Raw genomic sequence first — 20198 nt, 5'->3', positions numbered from 1 at the left:
GGCGCTGGCAAGGAACGGCGACCCTAGCGCACCGTCTTGAGCCACGCGAAGGACGGGGGGACTCGTCAGGACCTCGGCTTCCCGGCATAGAGTGGAGGGAAGGGGAGAACCGATGACAATCCGCTTCCGGCGCCGCCGGCTGCTGGGGGGAGGACTGGCTGCGTTGCTCGTGGGGGGCGCGGTAGCCTTTGCCTCCTGGGACGTCTGCCTTTCCGCCTGGGTCCTGCGAGGAGTGAAGGTGCCGAGCTGTCCGGACGGACAGTTCCGCCAGGTGGTGGAGGTCCATGGCTCCGGCCTGGCGCGCGGCGACACGGGGCAGGTGGTGGTCGTGACGCATGCGCTGGCGCCGCACCCGGAATCCGGCCAGATGATGAAGGCCCCGGTGACGAAGGGCACGGCCGCCGTGTTCCTGGTGGACGGGGAGGGGAAGGAGACGCCGCTTCCGCTGTCGAAGGGGACCGCGTGGATGCGCACCATGGACGACGGGGGGCTGTCGGCCCGCGTGGCGCTGCCGGAGGTACCGGACGGCGACTACCAGCTCCGGGCCCGCGTCACCTCGCCGCTGGGCACGGACACCGTGGACGCGCCGCTGCCGCTGTATGCCAATGCCCTGGCGCATGTGCTGACGGACCGGCCCCTGTACGAGCCGGGCCACGAGGTCCTCTTCCGCGCAGTGGTGCTGAGGGCCAAGGACCTGGCGCCGTTGGATGGGCGGCCGGGGACGTGGGTGGTGCGGGATTCCACCGGCGAAGTGGTGCTGGAGGAGCGCGCGCCGGCCGGGCCCTGGGGTGTCGTGGCCGGGCGCTTCTCGCTGGACCGGGGCGCGCCGCAAGGAAGCTGGACGGTGAGCTGGGTGAGCGGCGGGGCGCAGGCCTCGGCGTCCTTCGAGGTGAAGCCCTTCACCCTGCCGCGCTTCCGCGTGGAGGCGCGCAGCGCCCGGCCCTTCTGGCGCGTGGACGAGGTGCCGGTGGTGGATGGGCAGGTGACGTATGCCTCGGGCGCGCCGGTGGCCGACATCGAGGTGGGCCTGACGTGGGACATCCACGGTGACTGGCCCGCGCCCACGGAGTGGCAGGCGGGAGGCCTGCCGAATCGTGCGCGCACGGACGCCGCGGGGCGCTTCCGCTTGTCGCTGCCACGTGTGCCCATGGACCTGCGCGGACAGGCCCAGCTGGTGGCGCGTCTGGTGGCGCGGGACGCGGCGGGAGACCGCATCGAAGGCGGCGTGTCGCTGCTGCTGTCCGAGGACGCGCTGCAGGTGTCGGCGGTGACGGAGGTGGAGGGCGGACTGGCGCCGGGCTTCAACAACCGCGTTTACGTGCGCGCGACGACGGCCGCGGGGCAGGTGCTGCCGGGCACGGAGCTGATGGTGAAGCGCGCCTGGGACCCGCGCGACGAAGGCGTGCGCGCGATGACGGACGAGGACGGCGTGGCCGTCTTCCAGCTCGACCCCGGGCCTCCCGTCAACGTCGTGGTGCCGCCCATGCCCGTGCGCCCGCCGCCGCCCAAGCCCACGGTGAGGCTGGGCCAGACGCGCAACCTGCTGGCGCCGGAGACGGAGGCCTCGCTCGAGGACCTGCTCGCGCTGGAGAAGGGGTTGCCCGCGCTCGAACCCTGTGCGCGCTTCGTGACGCGTGAGGATGGAGAAGTGGAAGTCGCGCTCGGCCTGCGCGTGAGTGCCGCGGGCGCGGTGGTGGACGTGGTCTCTGGAGAGGGCGCACTGCCCGCCTGCGTGGCCTCGGCGTTGCGCACCCGCGTGCTTCCCGCCGGGCGTGAGCGGGTCTTCCAGGTGCGCCTGGGCATCATGGACCCAGGCCTGCCGGAGTTGGCAGTGGAGGTGGAGGCGGCCATTGGCGCCCCTGAGACGCTGGTGGCCGCGCTGGACGACGCGGCTCTCGATGCGCGCGCGTGTCTGCCTCGGGACCTGAGCATGGACGCTCCGCTGCCCGCGGCGTTGAGCTGGCGGCTGGGGAAGCGGGGCCTGGAGTCGCTGACGTGGGTGATGCTGCCGAAGCAGTCGAACGCGTTGGCCGCGTCCGTCCTGCCCTGTATCCAGGAGCGTTTCACGCGTATCCGGATGTCCGAGCCCGAGTATCCGCACAACGCCCTGGGCGTGGCGCACCTCACCGCCCGTCCGTCGGGTGAGAAGGGGCGCCAGGCCGTTTCCCAGGCCACCACCTTCCTGGGCTACGAGCTGAAGGTGAGCGGCACGCAGGGGGGAGAGGCCGTGGGCGAAACGAAGCTGGTGCTGCGTCCGGCGGAGGTGCCACCCACGCGCCTGCGCGCCACGCCCGTGCTGGCGCGCGGCGGCGAGGAGGTCCGCATCGAGCTGATGCGCGGCCCCCAGTTCGCGGGCCCGCTGCCCGAGACCCTGGTGCTCCAGGCGGGCAACCAACGAATGGAAGAGAAGGTGGACAAGGCGACGCGCTCGGTCCGCTTCAAGCTGCCCGAGGACTTCGAGGGCTGGGCGATGACGTACTGGGAGGGCGCGCAGGGGCGGGTGTACGTGGCGCCGCGCGCGCAGCTCTCCGTGGAGGTGACGCCGGACAAGCAGCGCTACGCTCCCGGCGAGCTGGCCCGGCTCCAATTGCAGACGCGGGTGGATGGTCAGGCCGGTCCGGCGGCGGTGGGCCTCTTCGGCGTGGATGAGACGTTGGCGCAGCTGGCGCCGCTGCCAGGGCCGGACGCGCTGGGGCAGTTGCGGCCCGTGCCCACGGTGGCCTCGCCCGCCTTTGGTGTCCTGGACGGTCAGGCGCTGGCCATGGGCCGCATCCGCGGGGCCAACGCCGCGTCGGCGGCGGTGCTGCGGGTGAGCGATGTGCCTCGGCGTGAGCACACGGAGCCCCGCGTGACGGTGAACGCGGTGACGGCCTTCGAGCCGGAGTCGGAGCTGACCGACCCCTTCTACACCGTGCTGGCGGAGCTGCACGCGCAGGTGCGCGCCTGGGAGGAGAAGGCGCCGCAGGGGCAGACGCTGGACCCCGCGGGCATGGCCCGGCTGTGGGAGGGCGCGCTGGCGGCGTGTGAGAAGCGAGGTGACAAGGTGACGGATGCCTTTGGCCGCCGGTTGAAGCTGTCGCGGCTGCCCGTGGACCTGCTGGCGCTCACCGACCCGCGGGCGGTGGTGTCCAGCGGCACGCGGCTGCCGGAGGACGTGGAGAACTGGAACGCTTGGGTTGCCCGGGAGGCGCCATGAATCGCTCGTTCTTCGCCGGGGTGGGGTGCTCCCTGGCGAGCCTGGTGGGACTGGTCATGTTCGTGGCGCTCTTCGGTGACAACGTGCGGCGCCTGTTCGGCGCATCCGCTGAGGCACTGGCGGGGGCGCCCGCGCCCCAGGCGTCGAAGAGCCTCCGCACCTTTGGTGGGCAGAACTCCGAGTTCGACGAGGTGCAAGCGGTGATGGCCCCCCCGCCGGTCATGGCGGAGGCGGAGATGGCGTTCGGGGGGATGGAAGGGGGGATGCCCGGGTTCGCGAACGAGCCCCGCAGTGCCCGCGCCGTCGTGGTCAAGGATGATGCACGCAAGGGCGGGGGCGGCGCGGAGGCGGACGCCACGCCCAGCCGCGCCTGGTTCCCGGAGACGTTCCTCTTCGAGCCCCTGGTGGTGACGGACGCGTCCGGCGCGGCGACGGTGCCGGTGCGCGTGCCGGACCGCCTCACGCAGTGGCGGGTGCTGGCGCTGGCGCACTCGCGTTCGGGCGCGCAGTCCGGCGCGGTGGCGTCCTTCACGGGCACGCTGCCCACGTACGTGGACCCGGTGCTGCCGGCCTTCCTGCGCGCGGGCGACGCCGTGCGGATGCCGGTGCAGGTGATGAACACCACGGACGCGGCGGTGGAGGCGCCCTTGAAGGTGGAGGTGCCGGGCGCGCTGGTGGAGGGCGGCAGCCGCACCGTGCGCGTTCCGGCGCGCGGCAGCGTGGTGGAGTACGTGACGGTGCGGGTGGCCACGCCAGGGCAGGTGGCGGTGCGCGCGACGCTGGGCGCCACCGACGCGGTGGTGCGGGACTTCCCTGTGTGGTCCACGGGGCGGCCGGTGGTGGAGACGCGCGGTGGCACGCTGGCGGCGCCGCGCTCGCTGTCGCTCACCGGGCCTGGGGACGCGCAGCCGGGAAGCGAGCGCGTCCGGGTGCGGGTGTTCCCCGGCGGTCTGGGCGTGCTGCGCTCGGAGTTGCTGAACGCGATCTCGCGCGAGGATGCGTCCAGCGTGGGCTATTCGCTGCTGCTGACGGGCCGCGCGCCGGAGCTCCTGACCGCCCTGGGCGAGGCGCGGTCCGCGGAGGCGCTGAAGGCGCTGAGCACGCCCGGGCAGCGGCTGACGGCGCCCGTGCCTCCGGAGCCCGGTGAAGTGGACGTGGAGTCGGTACGGGCGGGGTTGAGGCGGGCGACCCAGCGCGCGCTGCGGTGGAGCCGGGCGCCGGATGTGGCCACGGCGGCGCTGCTGGCGGAGGGCGCGCTGGCGCATCCGGACAACCCCGTGCTGGCCCGCCTGGGCGAGCGGCTGGCCGCGCAGGTGGCGGCGGCACAGCTCCCGGACGGCACCTGCCAGGGCGGCAACGGCTGGACGCTCCAGCGGCTGCTGGTGGCCACCGCGGATTGCACGCGCGCGGTGAACGCGGCGGCGGTGACGCCGGAGGGCAAGCGCCGCGCGGCCTTCTTCACCGCGCGGGCCTCGGGTGCGCTGGAGCGCAACCGGGCGCACGTCAAGGATGGCTACACCGCGGCGGCGCTGCTGGCGAGCGGCGCGGTGACGGGCTCGCTGCGGGACTCACTGCGCGAGCAGGTGCGGGACGCCGTGCAGCGGCGCGACGAGGGCGCCGCGTTCCTGCCCGTGGAGGCGGGCGTGGTGGACGCCGCGGGCGGCACGCCGACGGAGGCCGAGGCCACCGCGCTGGCCGTGCTGGCCCTGGAGGGCGACGCGAAGGCACCCGTGGCGGACCTGGGCGCCGCGTTGCTCGCCAGCTACGAGCCGGTGAATGGCTGGGGCAACGGGCGCGCCAACCGCCTGGCGTTGCAGGCCGTGGTGTCCCTCTTCCGCGAGCCGCTGCCCGCCCAGGTGCGGGTGGTGCTGGAGCGGGACGGCCAGGTCATCACCGAGGGCGCCTTCGACGCCAAGGCCCTGCGTGAGGTGCTGTCCCTGGAGGCGGCGGCGCCGGGCTCCGGCGGCGCGCATACCTGGACGGTGCGCGCGGATCCCGCGGTGCCCGGGTTGGGCTTCGCGCTGGCGTTGAGCGCCGCGGTGCCGTGGACGCAGCAGGCACAGGCCGGGCTGGAGTTGTCCGTGCAGGTGCCCTCGGACGCGAAGGTGGGGCAGCCGTCGGAGGTGACGCTCCGGGCCTCCACACCGTCGGGCCTGCCGCTGGTGATTCGCCATGGGCTGCCCGCGGGCGTGCAGGTGGACACCGCCAGCCTGGAGGCGCTCGTGCGCGAAGGGAAGGTGGCGTCCTGGCAGAGCGAGGATGGCGCGGTGACGCTGCGGCTTCATCCCCGAGGGCCGGGCGAGCCCTTCCAGGCGCGCTTCCGCGTCATCCCGACGCTGGCGGGCACGCTCCAGGGCGGCGCGTCATCGCTGATGGCCCTGTCGCGCCCTGACCTGGTGTCCTACGTACCCCCCGCTACGTGGGCCGTACGCTGAGGAGAAGTCGCTGGCACTTCCTGCCCCCCGGGCCACTGCCCCGGCGCTGGGGGGCGCGTTATGTGTCGACTCGTGGTGACTTCACGGGCCTCCAAGAAATGTAGTCCGTACTCCCAACTGGGCACCCACGCAGGGGATGCACAGATTTCCCAGCAGCAACACGGAGTCGCAACCGCTCCCAGGGTTGTTTCGTCGTGGGTGGCAAGCATGGAGCTCGACGGCGCGGAGAGGGACGAGCTACAGCGGGCGCTGACGAGCGCGTTTGCCTCGGTGGAGCACCTTCGCCGGGTCGTGGCCGCCACCTGCCGCAGGGATTTGGAGTCGCTGGGCGTCTCCGGTGGGCTGCGGGAGCGCGTCTTCGCGCTCATCCACATGGCGGAGGCGGAGGGCTGGCTGCGCGAGCTGATTCGCGGCGCCTACCAGGCCCTGCCCCGGCACCCTCGCCTCCAACGCTTCGTGCAGGTGTACCTCGCGTCCGTCCAGCGCAGCATCCCCCGTGTCGGACTGGAGCGCATCTTCGGCAGCGGCCGGGCGGACGCCGAGCGTGAGCACTGGCGCAAGCGCCTGACCTCCATCGAGCGGCAGGTGTGCCGCGTGGAGCCGGAGGTGGGCGCGGCGCTGGGCACCGGCTTCCTGGTGTCCCCCAGCGTCGTGCTCACCAATTTCCACGTCATCGAGAACAGGCTGCTGGAGTCTCTACGGGTGCGCTTCGGCCGCAAGGTCCTCCAGGACGGGACGCTGCTACATCCGGGGACGGTGTACCGCGTGACGCGCTGTCTGGCGCGCAGTCCTTATAGCCCCGCGGACCTGATGCACCCGCGTCCGCGCGATGCCACGTCGGGCGAGCTGGACTACGCCTTCCTCGAGGTGGCGGGTGTCCCCGGCGAGGACCTGGTCGACGGGGAGCCCCGAGGCTGGCTGGAGCCGCCCGATTCGCGGGAGTCCTTCACGCCCGGCAGCCTGGTGCTCATCGTCCAGCACCCGGCGGGCCAGCCGATGAGCGTCGCGCTCGATGAGTTCCTGGGCGTCAATCCGGGCCGCACACGCGTGGCGTACCGCGCGTGCACGGGGCCGGGCTCCTCGGGGGCACCCTGCTTCACCCAGGACCTGCGGCTGGCCGCGCTGCACCACAGCGGTGGGCCCCGCGTCCCGTCCGCGTCGGCGGGACACAACGAGGGCATCCCCATCGACACCATCCGCGGCAGCCTGTCCGGGAGCATGTTGAGTCAGCTGGGGTGGGGGTAGGGGCGCGAAGTGGAGGCATGGGGGGCGCCTGATACAGTCAGTGAATGCGCTCCGCTGGCACCCGTCCCGCCGTCACCCACTCCGCGTGGGGGCTCGTGCGTCTTCCGGCCCTGCTCTTGTTGCTCGTCCTTCCCTGGAGGGCCGGCGCTGAGCCCTCGCTGCGCGTGGCGGGTGCCTCCGCCAGCAACGAGGTGAAGCTGCGGACCGCGTCGGAGGACTTCCGGCACGTGCTGCGCGTGGATTTGCTGAGCGCGTCGGAGGTGGTCGGCGACGTGGCCGTGGCCGGCGGCGTGGCCAGAGGTGTGGACGGCGAGCTGCCCGGCGGCGTGACGGTGCTGGTGGATCCGCTCCAGGCCCAGGACGGCGTGCAGGTGCCGTTGCAGGCCGTGGTGAAGGAAGCGGAGGCCGGGGGCGCCACGGTGCCCATCTCCACGCGGCGCCCCATCCACGTCGAGCTGTCCGGGCGCCTGCCCGTCACGGGGGACTACACGGGCCACGTGGTGCTGGTGCACGCGCAAGGGCGGGAGACCACCGCGCTCATCGTCACGCGCGTGCAGGCGGTGCCCGCGGTGCAGTTCATCGCCACGTCGCCAGCGGTGACGTCCGCGGGCTGGGGCTGGGGCTCCATCGACGCCACCGTGCGGCTGCCGTTCAAGGAGACGGCGGGCGTGGGCGGGGTCGTGTCGGTGCCCCAGTTGCTGCAATTGCAGCGCAAGGCGCCGGACATGGACTCGGCCCTCATCCAGCCGCGCTTCCAGAGCGTGCGCTTCGCGCTGGAGGGCGGGAAGCCGGATGGCGGCAACCTGGATGTCACGTCGGTGGACGGCGGCATTCCCGTGAGCGCGCATGGGAGCGGCGCGCTGCTCTTGAACCTGCGGGGCCTGGAAGGTCCGGGCGAGTACACCGGCACCGTGCGCCTGTCCGTGCGCTCGGGCATGGCGGTGGAGCAGCCCTTCACCTTGTGGGTGAGCTCGCCCTGGTTGTGGGGCGCGTTGCTCATCGCGGCGGGGGCCGTGTCGTCGTTCGGTGTGCGCCTGTACTCGCAGCGCATCCGGCCCCGGACGCTGCGCTTGCAGCGGGTCATGGAGCTGCACCGCCGGCTCCAGGCCGTGGTGAGCGGGCAGGGGGCTCGGGCGCGGGAGGTGGGGCAGGTGATGCTGGGCCAGGTGGACGGGCTCGCGTCGGAGATTCGCCGGCCGGTGCGAGGCATCCGCGTGCGCGACGGGGACCTGACCGCGCTGGAGCCTCGTCTGCGGCTGTATGGCGCGTGGTGTGACACGTCACGCAAGCTGGACGCGCTCCCGGCCGAGCTGCGTCCGGAGCAGGCGAGCCAGTTGCTGGCGGAAGTGGAAGGCGCGCTGCGCACGGAGGACACCGCCACCGAGCAACTGGACCGCCTCGCCGCCAAGGTGCGGGAGCTGGACGTGGACGGACTGGCGCGCGCCGGGCTGGAGGCGCGGTTGCAGGACATCGACCGTCAGGCGCGGACGCTGGTGGAGCAGCACGGTGAGGATTCGCTGGGCTTCCGGCTCAAGTACGAACTGCTGTCCCTGCTGTCGACCGTGCGGGAGGAGCTGGCGCGGGGCGCGCTGGACGCCGCCCGGCGCCAGTTGGAGTTCGCTCGCCGCTCGTACTTCGACATCCTCTGCGAGGAGCTGTCCGCGGCCCTGGCGTCCCGCACGCCGCCGCGAGGTTTCACGGAGGAGGAGTGGGAGGCCCTCACCCGGCAGGTGAACACACTGCTGGAGAGAGCCCGCGAGCGCGCGAACACCAGCGTGGATGATGCCGTCCGCATGTACCAGGGCGCGCATGCCGCCTATGTGCGCCAGCTCATCGTGGAGCTGCGCGGCGCGGTGGACGAGGCGCGGAACGCCAGTGAGTCCGAGGCGCAGACGCAGGCGCTCGATGAGGTGGAGTCGCTCCTGCGCGAAGCCATGGGTCTTCTGGTGGCGGAGTCGTCGCACGAGGCCGCGGGGAAGTACGGCGAGGCGCGCGTCCGGTTTGTCTCCGCCAGCCAGTCCCAGCGGATGGCGAAGAGCTTCCACCTGGAGTCGCTCGCGTCGGACGACGGGGGCGACGGGGCGCCCTCCGTGCCTCCTCCCACCGCGCCCAGCGGTGGAAGCATCCTCGCGCTGCCGGAGGCGCCCGCCGGAGGGGCACCCGCGCTGGGCGACTTCGAGGGCATGCCGCTGCCGTCGCCGCGTCACATGTGGCTGGTGGAACTGGGCGTGCTGGCGCTGCTCACCACGGTGGCGGTGGCGTTGGGGCTTCAGTTGCTCAATGTCTTCTCGCCCACGTGGGGCGGTTTCGGCGCGTGCATGACGGCCTTCCTCTGGGGCTTCGGCCTGCACCAGGTGGGTAACGCCTCCTTCGAGGGAATCACCGGGTTGCTGACGCGCGTGGAGCGGCCGGCCACGCCTCCGCCGGCCACCTGAGCCGCGCGAATCAGCGCCGCCGGTCCTGGATGGTCTTCGCGGCGATGCGGTCCACCACGCCCGGGGCCACCAGCTTGAGGAGCTGGGCGACGCGGGCCTTGGTGGTCATCACCACCTCGCGCTCGCGGCGCTCCATGGCGCGCAGGATGATGGCCACGCAGGTGTCCACGTCCATGTTGCCCGCGCTCTCGTCGTGCTTGCTCTGCCGCACGGGCTGGCCGTCCGCGCCCAGCGCGCTGTCGCGGATGTTGGTGGCGACGAAGCCGGGGCACACCACCGTCACGTCCACGCCGGTGCCGCGCAGCTCGATGCGCAGCGAGTCGAAGAAGCCGTGCATGGCGTGCTTGCTGGCCGCGTAGCCGCTGCGGTTGGGCACGCCCGTCTTGCCCGTGAGGGACGACACGGCCACCACCAGTCCGCGCCGGGCCTTGAGGTGGGGCAGGGCGTGGTGGGTGCAGTACACCGAGCCCAGGTAGTTGATGCGCATCAGCCGGTCGAAGAGGGACAGGTCCTTCACCTCGTCCACGCGCGCGTCCATCGTCACGCCCGCGTTGTTGACCAGCACGTCGATGCCGCCAAAGGCCTCCACCGCGCGCTCCACCAGGTGGCGGCAGGCCTCCGCGTCCCCAACGTCCGTGGGCACCACCACCGCGCGCCCGCCGGCCGACTCGCACCGAGCCTTCACCCGCTGGAGCGCTTCCTCGTTGCGCGCCGCCAGCACCAGGTTGGCGCCGCGTCCGGCCAGCACCACTGCCAGCGCCTCGCCAATGCCCGCTGAGGCGCCCGTGACGACCACTGTCTTTCCTTGCATGGCGTGCATTCTGGCCCCTCGCCGTCAGAGGGGCCCGGAAAGATCCGAAGTATAGGACGGATAGGAGCCCTGATGAGGGCGGCGGGCTGGTGAAGGGGGGCCAAGAAGGGCCGCAGGAGGGTGACACGCGGGCTGTGCGCCGGGCCGGAGCAGAGGCTGTGCCGCCCCTCGGGGCACATGCCGGCCCAAGCGGCTCATCCAGGCGGCAGGCCGCAGGGGCGTGGGCTTCCATGTCGCTATGGGTGCTTGGGCTCAACACCCCGCGCTCTGGGGTGGGCCCTGTGCCGGGGCCAGCTTCGCAGGCCGCGAGGGCAATGCCAGGTGCTCCAGAATGGCGCGCCCCCCACCGGAGGCCGTCAGGTATGCCAGCACCCTCCTGCGGTCTCCACACCTCACGCAGGCGAACACGTCGAAGTCGAACGTCCTCCTCAGCAACTCGGCGTAAGTCCACTCGCGGCGTTCTCTGCTTCATCCGCTTCGTTCTGGCCGCTGCCTCCTTCTCCGCTCCGCCTCCTCCTCACCTGCTTGGGGGAGCCTGGAGCGCCGCCTGGATGCTCTTGACGTGCGGCGGGAAGACGGCGTTCTGCGGCATCAACGACCCGGCCTTCTCCAGGCCGCGGCCCCCCAGCAGGGTGTCGATCTTTTTGAAGATGGGCAGGTACGCGTCCAGGTCGTACCAGGCATTGGGGGCCAACACGGGCGCGCCGTTGGCATCCCGTGTCTGGATTTGGAGGTCCCTCATCAGGTCATCAATGAGGACCGAGAACGACTTGATGGCCGCGACGATGGACTGGACGCTCGCACCGCTGGCTTTGATGCCGGGGAATGCACTGGACATGAGGAGTTCATGAGGCTTTAAAACAGGCTCATCCTGTAGTCTTGGTTCTCACAGGGCCTCGTCACCGTCCCCCGGGGGGCGCGTGACACGCACGCGCCCCCGGAACACCCACACCCTGGAGCCAGGAGCCACTTCATCAAGGAAGGGGAGCTCCCGGAGGGCCCCTCCCGCTCGCGGGAGGGGGCCGCTAGACTGCCGTTCGACTTTCGACGGTAGGGGGGGCCATGGCGCGCAAGCACACCGTGAAGGCCGGCGAGCACCTCATGCGCATTGCCCGGAAGTACGGGCTGCCGAACTGGAAGGCCATCTACGACGCTCCCGAGAACGCCGAGTTCCGGAAGCGGCGTCCCAACCCCTTCATCCTCCTGCCCGGGGACGAGCTGCACATCCCCGACGTGAAGCCCAACGAGGTGAAGGTCTCCACCAGCCAGCAGCACAGCTTCACGCTGAAGCGGGCCCAGACGGTGCTGAAGCTCCAGTTCCGCGACGAGGACCCCGACGCGCAGCCCCTGGCCAACGCGCGCTTCCTCCTGGAAATCGAGGGAGAGGAGCCGCAGGAGTCCCGCGCCGACGGCGAGGGCTGGCTGAAGGTGCCCGTTCCCATCGACGCCGAGGAGGCCACGCTCACGGTGTGGCTCACCGAGCAGGAGTCGGTGGAGTGGACGCTGGAGCTCAGCCACCTGACGCCGCTGGATGACGACGCCGGCGCGCACGCCCGCCTCAACAACCTGGGCTACGACTGCGGCGAGCCTGGCGCCGAATCCGACTCCGCCACCGAGCACGTGCTGCGCGCCTTCCAGCAGACGTGCGGCATCGAGGAGCCCGAGCCCCTGGGCCCCCAGACTCGCGCCCGCCTGGAGCGCGAGCACGGCTGCTGACCCCTTCCGCCTCCCCAAGCCTCCATGACGACCGCGACTCCCCAGCAGAGCTCCAAGCCGAAGTTGAAGGCCCGCGTCGCCGTCAACAGCGCCAACACGCTCATCGTCCGCGACGTGCCCAACATCATCGTGCTGGTGGGCGGCACGGTGGACCCCGGCAACACCAGCCCGACGGCGCGCTCGGCCAGCTACCACAACCCGAAGGTGCCCCTGAAGGACAGCGACGCCAACCACTACTGGGAAGAGAACACCCGCTTCCTGGAGGACCTGGAGGCGCTGCGCAAGGAATACACCAACCTCCACGTCTTCACGGCGCACGGGTGGAGCGGCGACAACAACCCGACCAACCGCACCATCGCCGGCACCTACCTCGCGGACCGGCTGTGCGGTGGTAATCGCGAGACGCCCTACTACGGCGCCTTCCTGAAACGCGCGGTGTCCTTCCACCTCATCGGCCACTCGCATGGCGGCAACGTCATCAACGCCTTCACCGAGCGCGCGGCCACGTCCAAGGCGTGGCCGAAGCAGTGGAAGATTCGCAGCATCACCTATCTGTCCACGCCCTTCTTCACCCGGCTGCACCAGGTGAATACCGGCGCCTTCCACGACGACTGCCGCATCATCAACGTCTTCTGCAAGTACGACCTCACCCAGCGCGTCATCGCGGACTTCTCGCTGATGCCGCTGACGGAAGTGATTGGGATGGGGGAGGACCCGAAGAAGCCGGACCCCACGCGGGTCCCTCCCAAGATGCTCATGGAGTCGGTGGCGGCCATCCGCTTCGACTTCGGCAAGCTGAAGGAAGCGGTCCTGTCCACGCGGCTCGTGGACAAGGACGAGGACTTGTTCGGCTGGGATATCCGCCTGCTGATGGACAAGACGAAGGCGGAGCGCGTCTATGACGAAGCGCTGACCGCGCTCGCCCAGCTCGGCGAGGTGTTCGTCCAGGTGAAGACCCTGCTGCACCAGCTCAACGTGAAGCGGAAGCTCCATGTGCCGGTGGAGCTCAAGGGCAAGATGACGGCGGAGCACCAGCTCCTGAGCGACGCCCTGCTGAAGCGCTTCCTTGCCGAAATCCAGCTCGTGGAGAGCGGCATCGTCCCCACCCAGAAGGCCCTGAAGGCGCGCCGCAAGGCCGGCGAATACCCCGTCACCGGCCTCTACGACGACCTGCAGATCGCCGCCTTCCTGAAGCCGCTCGTGCGCCTCGTCGGCGTGGACCGCAAGACACTGGACGGCCCGCTGTGGTCGCTCATCGGGGCCCTGCTGGAGGAGCAGATGAACGAGTTCGACAATACGTCGAACTCGCCCGCCGCGCAGCTGGCGAAGACGAAGTTCGCCTCGCGCATCGTCCACGTGGATGTCACCCGCGAGGACGAGTACCACCAGAAGCACAAGGAGAAGGAGTACGACCGCTTCCTGGCGATGCTGGAAGCCATCGAGAAGCGCTTCGCCGCCACGCGCAGCCCCCGCGACCTGCGGGACCTGCTCTTCACGCTGCTCGCCCAGATTGAGCCGCTGCGGCAGTTGGTGAAGAAGTGGGGCAAGGCCGCGGACTGGGCCGAGGACCTGGCGCGGCTGGCCGGCAAGGTGAAGTCCCCGGGCCTCAAGCTGACCATCGACCTGGTCAAATCCCTGGAGAGCTACTCCGTCATCTTCTCCGAGCGCGACGCCGGAGGGCTCCAGGTGGACGTGCCCAAGCGGGAGCCGCCGTACGGCAGCCTGGACTACCTGATGCGCGTGTCACACTCGGTGAGCCGGCAGGACCTGTACGACGACCCGAAGAACGACGTGAAGACGCCGCTGAAGGCCCAGTTCGACACCCGCAAGCGCCGCGGCGGCTGAGGCCCGGGCTACTTCCGGGGGGGGCGGCACTCGCCCATGGAGCCGGCGGCGCACTGGCGGCCGTCCTCCCAGGTGGCGCCGGAGAGGTTGGCGCCCTCCAGCTTCACCCCGGCGAGGTTGGCGTTCTTCAGCTTCGCGTCGCGCAGGTCCGCGTCGCGCAGGTCCGCGCCCGCCAGGTCGCAGCGCTCCAGCACCGCCCCGCGCAGCTTCGCCCCGCGCAGGTCCACGCCGGACAGCAGCGCCCCGCCCACGGGCACGGAGTAGGCGTGGGAGCGCTCGCTGCGGCGGTGGGGTCCGCCCGGGCCGGAGAAGGACTCCTCCTCCAGATTGATGCCCCGGAGGATGGCGCCCTCGAAGTGGGCGGACTCCACGGCGCGCGCGTTCCGGAGGTCCACTCCCTCCAGGTTGGCGCCCTGGAGCTGCGCCTGCTCCAGGAACGTCTCGTCCAGCCTGGCGCCCCGGAGGTCCGCGCCCCGGAGGTCCGCGAGCGTGAGGTCCACCTCGGAGAGGTCGGCGCCCTTCAGGCGGGCACGGCCGAGCTTCGCGCCCTCCAGCCGGGCTCCCACGAGCCGAGCGCCCTCCAGGTCCGCGCCCTCCAGGGAGAGGCCGCGCAGGTCGCAGCCCGCGCACTCGCGGGTCTCCTGGAGGCGCCGGGCCCGCTTCTCCTCCTCGCTCTGGCATCCGGCGAGCGCGAGGCCCGCGAGGCTGGCGAGGATCAAGGCACGAAGGCTGAGGGCAGGGGAGAGGCGCATCCTGCGCGCAAGTGTAGCGCGGACGGTGCCGCGCGGCCTCTCCCGCTCGTGGGAAGGCGGCGTCATGCCCTTGCCCGCCGCGTCCCTCCCTTTGAAGACCACGACGACGCGCACCCCCTCCTGCTTGACCCAATCCTGAAGCATGCAGAGCTGGGCCTGGAGCCTGCGAAGCTCCTTTTCATAGGCCTTGTGCTTCATGGGTTCCGTATGGGTGCCTGTCTCCAGCCGAGGGGTCCACGGCTTTGTAGGCGATGGTGACGCCCTGGGGAGTGTCCTCCACGCGGGCGTAGGTCGGCACGCTCGGAGCCCCCGCAGAACCCGGGAGCCCGCTACCGCCCATGGCCTCGTAGTCGATGCCGGGAGGCTGCTCGAGGCCGCGGCGCCCCGATACGCCGTGCTCTGCCTGCCGCTGCATCATGTTGCGGCCACGCTGCCGGAGGTTCGCCACCTGGTCCTCCTCGGAGGTGGTGAAGACGAGGGCCACGCCGTCGGGCGTGTCCTCCGCCCGCGCCTGAGCGCCGGGGACCGTCGTGCAATGCGGCCTCACATGCCCGCCCCTCCCTCGCGTTGGAGCGGGCGCTCCACCCCACCCCTTTCAAGGAGTTGGGAGCATGTCACCTTGCGCAAGGGGGCAAGAGCTCTGGGGACAGGGCTCTTGCGGACCGGCCTGTCACGGTGAGCGGTCAATCTCCTCGGTGATGCCCACGTCCGTCACGGAACATGCGCCGCCGCTGCTCTCCACGAGGAGGAAGGACTCCGCCGGGAAGACGTTGACGCCGTGCAGGTACGAGCACTCGATGAGGGCGTTCATGTCCCGGCTGCTGCTGTAGGTGAAGACGCGGGCGGGCGCGCTGAAGTCACCGTCACCGCCCGGCGAGGTCGCCACCGCCGTGTTGGGCTTGAAGTCCCAGGACTTCACCTTCACCTGCCAGTGGTCGCCTGGGATGCAGCAGTCCGCCACCTTGACGTCGAGCCGCTTCGTGCCCGGGCAGCTCACGGCGTAGCGCTGGATCTGGCCGGGACGCGACAGAAGGCAGGAGAGGAGAATCTGCTGCCCGCCATCGGACAGCTGGGTGATTTGGGGCTGGCGCTGGCCCGTGGAGCGGTAGTTGAGCTCGCCCGCGCGCGGCGCCGCCTCCGCGGGCTCGCCGGCGGCTGGCGGCTCCGCGGATGCGAGCGGCGAGACGCCGAGCGCGGCGCAATACAGGACGAGAGAAGCGAGCCTCCGGAGCTTCATGAAGGAAGCGGTCATGACGTATCTTTCTGTTGGCGCGAGAGAAGGACCTGCGCTCCAGGTAGCGCCCCGCCTGAGAGCAGCGGGGAAATGGGCATACGGAGCCGGGCCGGGCAGTGTTTCCGAGGGGCATGCATGCGTTCATGTCGTGAAAGCCAGCGTCTCCTCACGCCTGCGACTCTCCCGCGGCCTCCTTCAGGGGCTGGCACGGAAGGACCACCGTGAACCTCGATCCCAGGCCCGGCGTGCTGTCCACGCGCACCGTGCCGCCAATGGCCTCCGTGAGGCTCCGAACGATGTAGAGGCCGAGCCCGAATCCGCCGTAGTGCCGGGTGGGCACCGCGCGCTCGAACCGCTCGAAGATGTGGAGCAGGCGCTCGGGCGGGATTCCGATGCCGTGGTCCTCCACCACGAGCTCGGCCGTCCCCTCCCAGCGTGAGAGCGAAATCTCGATGGGCCTGCCCTCGCCGAACTTGAGGGCATTGCCGAGGAGGTTCGCCACCACCTGGTCCAGCCTGCTCCGGTCCCACATCCCCTCGACGGGCCCTTCGGCGCGCACGTCCACCCGCGACCCGGTTCGGGCGGCGGTCTCGATGAACCGCTCCACGACCTCGCCCACGACGGCCAGGAAGTCCACGCGCTCCAGGTGGAGCTTGAGCCGCCCGGCGTGCAGCCGCGAGACATCCAGCACGTCGTCCACTAGGCGCATGAGGCGCTGCACCTGCTTCTCGGTCGACTCGAGGGCCTGCATGAGCCGCTCTGCGGAGGGGCGCTCGTTTCGTCTCCGCAGCACCGACTGAAGCACGATGTTCATGGAGGTGATGGGCGTCTTCGCCTCGTGCGCCGCGACACCGAGGAACTCCTCACGGACGCGGATGCCCTCCTGGGCCTCCTGGTAGAGGTGGGCATTGTCGATGGCCATGGCCGCCCGGTGGGCCAGTTCCTCCATGAGCGCCAGGTCCGATGGCCCGAAGGGGCGCTTCGGGTCCGTGCGGCCCATGGAGATGGCCCCAGCGTCCGTCCGCGCGCCATGAGCGGCACGGCCATGCCGCTCCGGGTCCCCAGCTCGCGGATGAGCCGGGCATTCTCGGCGTCGAGGCTGTAGTCGTGCATATCGGGCTCCGAGAGCTCGGAGCGCAGGAAGGGCTTGCCGGACCATGACGCGGATGGCCGGCTGGAGCGAGCCCCAGTGGGGCGGATAGCGCTCCTCCAGCTCGCGCAGGACCCTCTGCTTCGCGGAGTCGGAGTGAAACCCGGCCACCCGGCGAATCTTGCCGTCCGCTTCGGCCACATCGACGATGCACCAGTCGGCGAACGTTGGCGCGACGAGGCGAGCCAGGCGCTGGAGCGTGGTCGGATAGTCGAGCGACTCGGCGAGCAGCGCGCTCGCGTCGGACAGGAAGCGCACGGCCTTCTCCGCGCGCATGCGCTCCCTCAAGCAGGTGCGCAGGAGGCGAGCGTGGGGCTTGAGGCGGCGGCCAGCACGGAGCCCATGAAGGAGAAGACGCCGCGAGTGGACTGGGCCGAGTTGCTCAGCAGGACGTTCGACGTCGACGTGTTCGCCTGCATGAGGTGTGGAGGCAGGCGGCGAGTGCTGGCGTACCTGACGGCCTCCGGTGGGGGGCGCGCCATTCTGGAGCACCTGGCATTGCCCTCGCGGCCTGCGAAGCTGGCCCCGGCACAGGGTCCACCCCAGAGCGCGGGGTGTTGAGCCCAAGTACTCATAGCGACATGGAAGCCCACGCCCCTGCGGCCTGCCGCCTGGATGGGCCGCTTGGGCCGGCCTGTGCCCCGAGGGGCGGCACAGCCTCTGCTCCGGCCCGGCGCACAGCCCGCGTGTCACCCTCCAGCGGCCCTTCTTGGCCCCTCTTCACCAGCTCGCCGCCCTCATCAGGGCTCCTATCCGTCCTATACTTGTTGCCGGAGGCGCCCGCCGGAGGGGCGCCCGCGCTGGGCGACTTCGAGGGCATGCCGCTGCCGTCGCCGCGTCACATGTGGCTGGTGGAGCTGGGCGTGCTGGCGCTGCTCACCACGGTGGCGGTGGCGCTGGGGCTTCAGTTGCTCAATGTCTTCTCGCCCACGTGGGGCGGTTTCCGCGCGGGCATGACGGCCTTCCTCTGGGGCTTCGGCCTGCACCAGGTGGGCAACGCCTCCTTCGAGGGAATCTCCGGGCTGCTGACGCGCGTGGAGCGGCCGGCCACGCCTCCGCCGGCCACCTGAGCCGCGCGAATCAGCGCTGCCGGTCCTGGATGGTCTTCGCGGCGATGCGGTCCACCACGCCCGGGGCCACCAGCTTGAGGAACTGGGCGACGCGGGCCTTGGTGGTCATCACCACCTCGCGCTCGCGGCGCTCCATGGCGCGCAGGATGATGGCCACGCAGGTGTCCACGTCCATGTTACCCGCGCTCTCGTCGTGCTTGCTCTGCCGCACGGGCTGGCCGTCCGCGCCCAGCGCGCTGTCGCGGATGTTGGTGGCGACGAAGCCGGGGCACACCACCGTCACGTCCACGCCGGTGCCGCGCAGTTCGATGCGCAGCGAGTCGAAGAAGCCGTGCATGGCGTGCTTGCTGGCCGCGTAGCCGCTGCGGTTGGGCACGCCCGTCTTGCCCGTGAGGGACGACACGGCCACCACCAGTCCGCGCCGGGCCTTGAGGTGGGGCAGGGCGTGGTGGGTGCAGTACACCGCGCCCAGGTAGTTGATGCGCATCAGCCGGTCGAAGAGGGACAGGTCCTTCACCTCGTCCACGCGCGCGTCCATCGTCACGCCCGCGTTGTTGACCAGCACGTCGACGCCGCCAAAGGCCTCCACCGCGCGCTCCACCAGGTGGCGGCAGGCCTCCGCGTCTCCAACGTCCGTGGGCACCACCACCGCGCGCCCGCCGGCCGACTCGCACCGGGCCTTCACCCGCTGGAGCGCTTCCTCGTTGCGCGCCGCCAGCACCAGGTTGGCGCCGCGTCCGGCCAGCACCACCGCCAGCGCCTCGCCAATGCCCGCTGAGGCGCCCGTGACGACCACCGTTTTTCCTCGCATGGCGCGCATTCTGGCCCCTCGCCGTCAGAGGGGCCCGGAAAAAATCCGACCACCCGGTGACACTTCAATTCGGGCCCGGTGTTCCGGTCGCGCCAACGTGCTTCACGAGGGGAAAGACACCATGCCGTCCATCGCCGTTTTCGCCCAGGCCCACCCGGAGCAACTGGGGTGGCTCAGCAGCAAGCTGCTGGGGGTGACGCTCACTTCCGCGGAGTGGGTGCTGTGGGTGCTGGTGTGTCTGTCGGTGCTCTCCATCGCCATCATGCTGGAGCGCACGGTGTACTTCGCCCGTCACCGGCTGCCGGACTCGGAGGCGCTGGCGGTGCGGCTCTCGCGCGGTGAGCTGGACGCGGTGAAGGCCGCCATCCAGGGGCGCCAGGGCATGGAGGCCGCCATCCTGCGCGAAGGCCTGGCGTGCGCCGACCAGGGCGCGGACACGGTGGAGCAGGTGATTGCCTCCACCCTGTCGCGTGAGCGCCCGCGCTACGAGCGCTTCCTGTCGTATCTGGGCACGCTGGGCAACAACGCGCCGTTCATCGGTCTGTTCGGCACGGTGCTGGGCATCATCAAGGCCTTCAATGACCTGGGGAAGATGAATGCCCAGGGCGGTGGCGGGGCCATGCAGCAGACCGTCATGGCCGGCATCTCCGAAGCGCTGGTCGCCACGGCCGTGGGTCTGGCGGTGGCGATTCCGGCGGTGGTGGCCTTCAACGTCTTCAGCCGTCAGCTCAAGACGCTCACCAGCCGCGCCAACGCTTTGGGGCATGCGCTGGTGGGCAGTCTCCGCTCGGAGGCCCGTTAGGCCATGGCGGGCAGCGCGCAGGACAACGACGACGAAATCACCGGCATCAACGTCACCCCGCTGGTGGACGTGGTGTTGGTGCTGCTCATCATCTTCATGGTGACGGCCAACTTCATCGTCCGTGAGACGGTGGAGGTGGACCTGCCCCGCGCCGCCAACGGCGGTGAGACGGTGCAGGGCCTGGTCAACGTGGTGCTGGACAAGGAGGGCAAGTTCTTCTTCGACGGCACCGAGATGACCGAGAAGGAGCTGGAGGCGAAGGTCGCCGAGGCGGTGGCCAAGGACAAGGACACGCGCGCCATCATCAGCGCCGACCAGTCGCTGCCCTACGGCCGCGTCATGCGGCTCATCGACGTGGTGAAGGGCCAGGGCATCGCGAAGTTCGCGCTCAACATCGAGAAGGACGTGGCCCCCGCGGCTGCGTCCGCAGCGCCCTGAAGCGAGGCATCAGCGCATGAGTCAGGCGGTCCTCGAAAATAGTCCCACGACGCCCACGCACGACCGCTCGCTCGCCGTGGTGGGCGCCTTCCTGCTCGTGTCGCTGGGGATTCACGTCGGCGGCTTCTGGGCGCTGGGGGAGGGTGACTCGCGCTCGCGCCCAGTGCCCAAGCGCCCCGTGGAGATGGTGATGGTGGAGGTGCAGAAGCCGCCCCCGCCGCCTCCCGAGACGCCGAAGCCGGAGGAGCCCCCCAAGCC

General features: G+C 70.9%; 17 protein-coding genes and 1 pseudogene. 10 read left to right on the top strand and 8 right to left on the bottom strand.

The features are described from left to right. The first annotated feature begins 112 nt into the window (after positions 1–112). From FMP39_RS33765 to FMP39_RS33750, 4 genes are all read left to right on the top strand, one after another. Positions 113–3196 carry an MG2 domain-containing protein gene (locus FMP39_RS33765; protein WP_194858674.1) on the top strand — a complete coding sequence of 1028 codons (3084 nt, stop codon included), beginning with the start codon at positions 113–115 and terminating at the stop codon, positions 3194–3196. Next, on the top strand, positions 3193–5631 hold the full coding sequence (locus FMP39_RS33760) for an alpha-2-macroglobulin family protein (protein ID WP_228558564.1): 2439 nt from the start codon (positions 3193–3195) through the stop codon (positions 5629–5631). Before FMP39_RS33765 ends, FMP39_RS33760 begins: the two co-directional genes overlap by 4 nt. 207 nt (positions 5632–5838) lie before the next feature. Continuing rightward, positions 5839–6876, top strand: a complete 1038-nt coding sequence (locus tag FMP39_RS33755; protein ID WP_141594131.1) for an effector-associated domain EAD1-containing protein — start codon at positions 5839–5841, stop codon at positions 6874–6876. A gap of 44 nt (positions 6877–6920) precedes the next feature. Then, entirely contained in the window at positions 6921–9311 is a 2391-nt protein-coding gene (locus FMP39_RS33750; protein ID WP_141594130.1) for a hypothetical protein, read from the top strand. Between the two features lie 10 nt (positions 9312–9321). On the opposite strand, the gene FMP39_RS33745 is transcribed toward FMP39_RS33750, so the two are convergent. Then, positions 9322–10131: an SDR family oxidoreductase gene (locus FMP39_RS33745; protein WP_141594129.1), complete on the bottom strand. Its 810-nt coding sequence runs from the start codon at positions 10129–10131 to the stop codon at positions 9322–9324. A 508-nt stretch (positions 10132–10639) separates the two neighbouring features. After that, entirely contained in the window at positions 10640–10960 is a 321-nt protein-coding gene (locus tag FMP39_RS33735) for a hypothetical protein (RefSeq protein ID WP_153904248.1), read from the bottom strand. Between the two features lie 224 nt (positions 10961–11184). Between FMP39_RS33735 and FMP39_RS33730 the strand changes: the two genes are divergently transcribed. Beyond that, positions 11185–11838 carry a hypothetical protein gene (locus tag FMP39_RS33730; RefSeq protein WP_141594127.1) on the top strand — a complete coding sequence of 218 codons (654 nt, stop codon included), beginning with the start codon at positions 11185–11187 and terminating at the stop codon, positions 11836–11838. A gap of 24 nt (positions 11839–11862) precedes the next feature. Continuing rightward, positions 11863–13683 (top strand): hypothetical protein, encoded by a 1821-nt coding sequence (locus FMP39_RS33725; RefSeq protein ID WP_141594126.1) that lies wholly within the window; start codon positions 11863–11865, stop codon positions 13681–13683. 8 nt (positions 13684–13691) lie between these two features. Here the strand turns inward: FMP39_RS33725 and FMP39_RS33720 are convergent, their stop codons facing one another. From FMP39_RS33720 to FMP39_RS38510, 5 genes are all read right to left on the bottom strand, one after another. Beyond that, the gene (locus FMP39_RS33720) at positions 13692–14435 is read right to left on the bottom strand and encodes a pentapeptide repeat-containing protein (protein ID WP_228558565.1); all 744 of its coding nucleotides are present in this window, start codon (positions 14433–14435) and stop codon (positions 13692–13694) included. Positions 14436–14613: 178 nt separating this feature from the next. Continuing rightward, positions 14614–14982 (bottom strand): hypothetical protein, encoded by a 369-nt coding sequence (locus FMP39_RS33715; RefSeq protein WP_228558563.1) that lies wholly within the window; start codon positions 14980–14982, stop codon positions 14614–14616. Between the two features lie 123 nt (positions 14983–15105). After that, positions 15106–15687, bottom strand: coding sequence for a hypothetical protein (locus FMP39_RS33710; RefSeq protein WP_141594124.1), 582 nt, complete (start codon positions 15685–15687; stop codon positions 15106–15108). A 148-nt stretch (positions 15688–15835) separates the two neighbouring features. Beyond that, positions 15836–17095, bottom strand: a complete 1260-nt coding sequence (locus FMP39_RS33705) for a HAMP domain-containing sensor histidine kinase (protein ID WP_141594123.1) — start codon at positions 17093–17095, stop codon at positions 15836–15838. 8 nt (positions 17096–17103) lie between these two features. After that, positions 17104–17238, bottom strand: a complete 135-nt coding sequence (locus FMP39_RS38510) for a hypothetical protein (protein WP_255508567.1) — start codon at positions 17236–17238, stop codon at positions 17104–17106. A 345-nt stretch (positions 17239–17583) separates the two neighbouring features. Between FMP39_RS38510 and FMP39_RS33695 the strand changes: the two genes are divergently transcribed. After that, positions 17584–17889 (top strand): hypothetical protein, encoded by a 306-nt coding sequence (locus FMP39_RS33695; RefSeq protein ID WP_228558562.1) that lies wholly within the window; start codon positions 17584–17586, stop codon positions 17887–17889. A gap of 10 nt (positions 17890–17899) precedes the next feature. On the opposite strand, the gene FMP39_RS33690 is transcribed toward FMP39_RS33695, so the two are convergent. Next, the gene (locus FMP39_RS33690; protein WP_141594122.1) at positions 17900–18709 is read right to left on the bottom strand and encodes an SDR family oxidoreductase; all 810 of its coding nucleotides are present in this window, start codon (positions 18707–18709) and stop codon (positions 17900–17902) included. A gap of 112 nt (positions 18710–18821) precedes the next feature. Here FMP39_RS33690 and FMP39_RS33685 point away from each other — a divergent pair, with 112 nt between their 5' ends. From FMP39_RS33685 to FMP39_RS33675, 3 genes and pseudogenes are all read left to right on the top strand, one after another. Continuing rightward, a complete protein-coding gene (locus FMP39_RS33685) occupies positions 18822–19502 on the top strand; it encodes a MotA/TolQ/ExbB proton channel family protein (protein WP_011550941.1) in 681 nt (226 codons plus the stop codon). A gap of 3 nt (positions 19503–19505) precedes the next feature. Further along, positions 19506–19940 (top strand): biopolymer transporter ExbD, encoded by a 435-nt coding sequence (locus tag FMP39_RS33680; protein ID WP_141594121.1) that lies wholly within the window; start codon positions 19506–19508, stop codon positions 19938–19940. A 16-nt stretch (positions 19941–19956) separates the two neighbouring features. Then, positions 19957–20198: pseudogene (locus tag FMP39_RS33675) on the top strand (energy transducer TonB); the annotation flags it as partial.

Source organism: Myxococcus sp. AB056 (genome assembly GCF_006547365.1).
Taxonomy (GTDB): Bacteria; Myxococcota; Myxococcia; order Myxococcales; family Myxococcaceae; genus Myxococcus; species Myxococcus virescens.
Note: the sequence above shows the minus strand (reverse complement) of the source record. Positions and strands in the feature narration are given on the sequence as shown.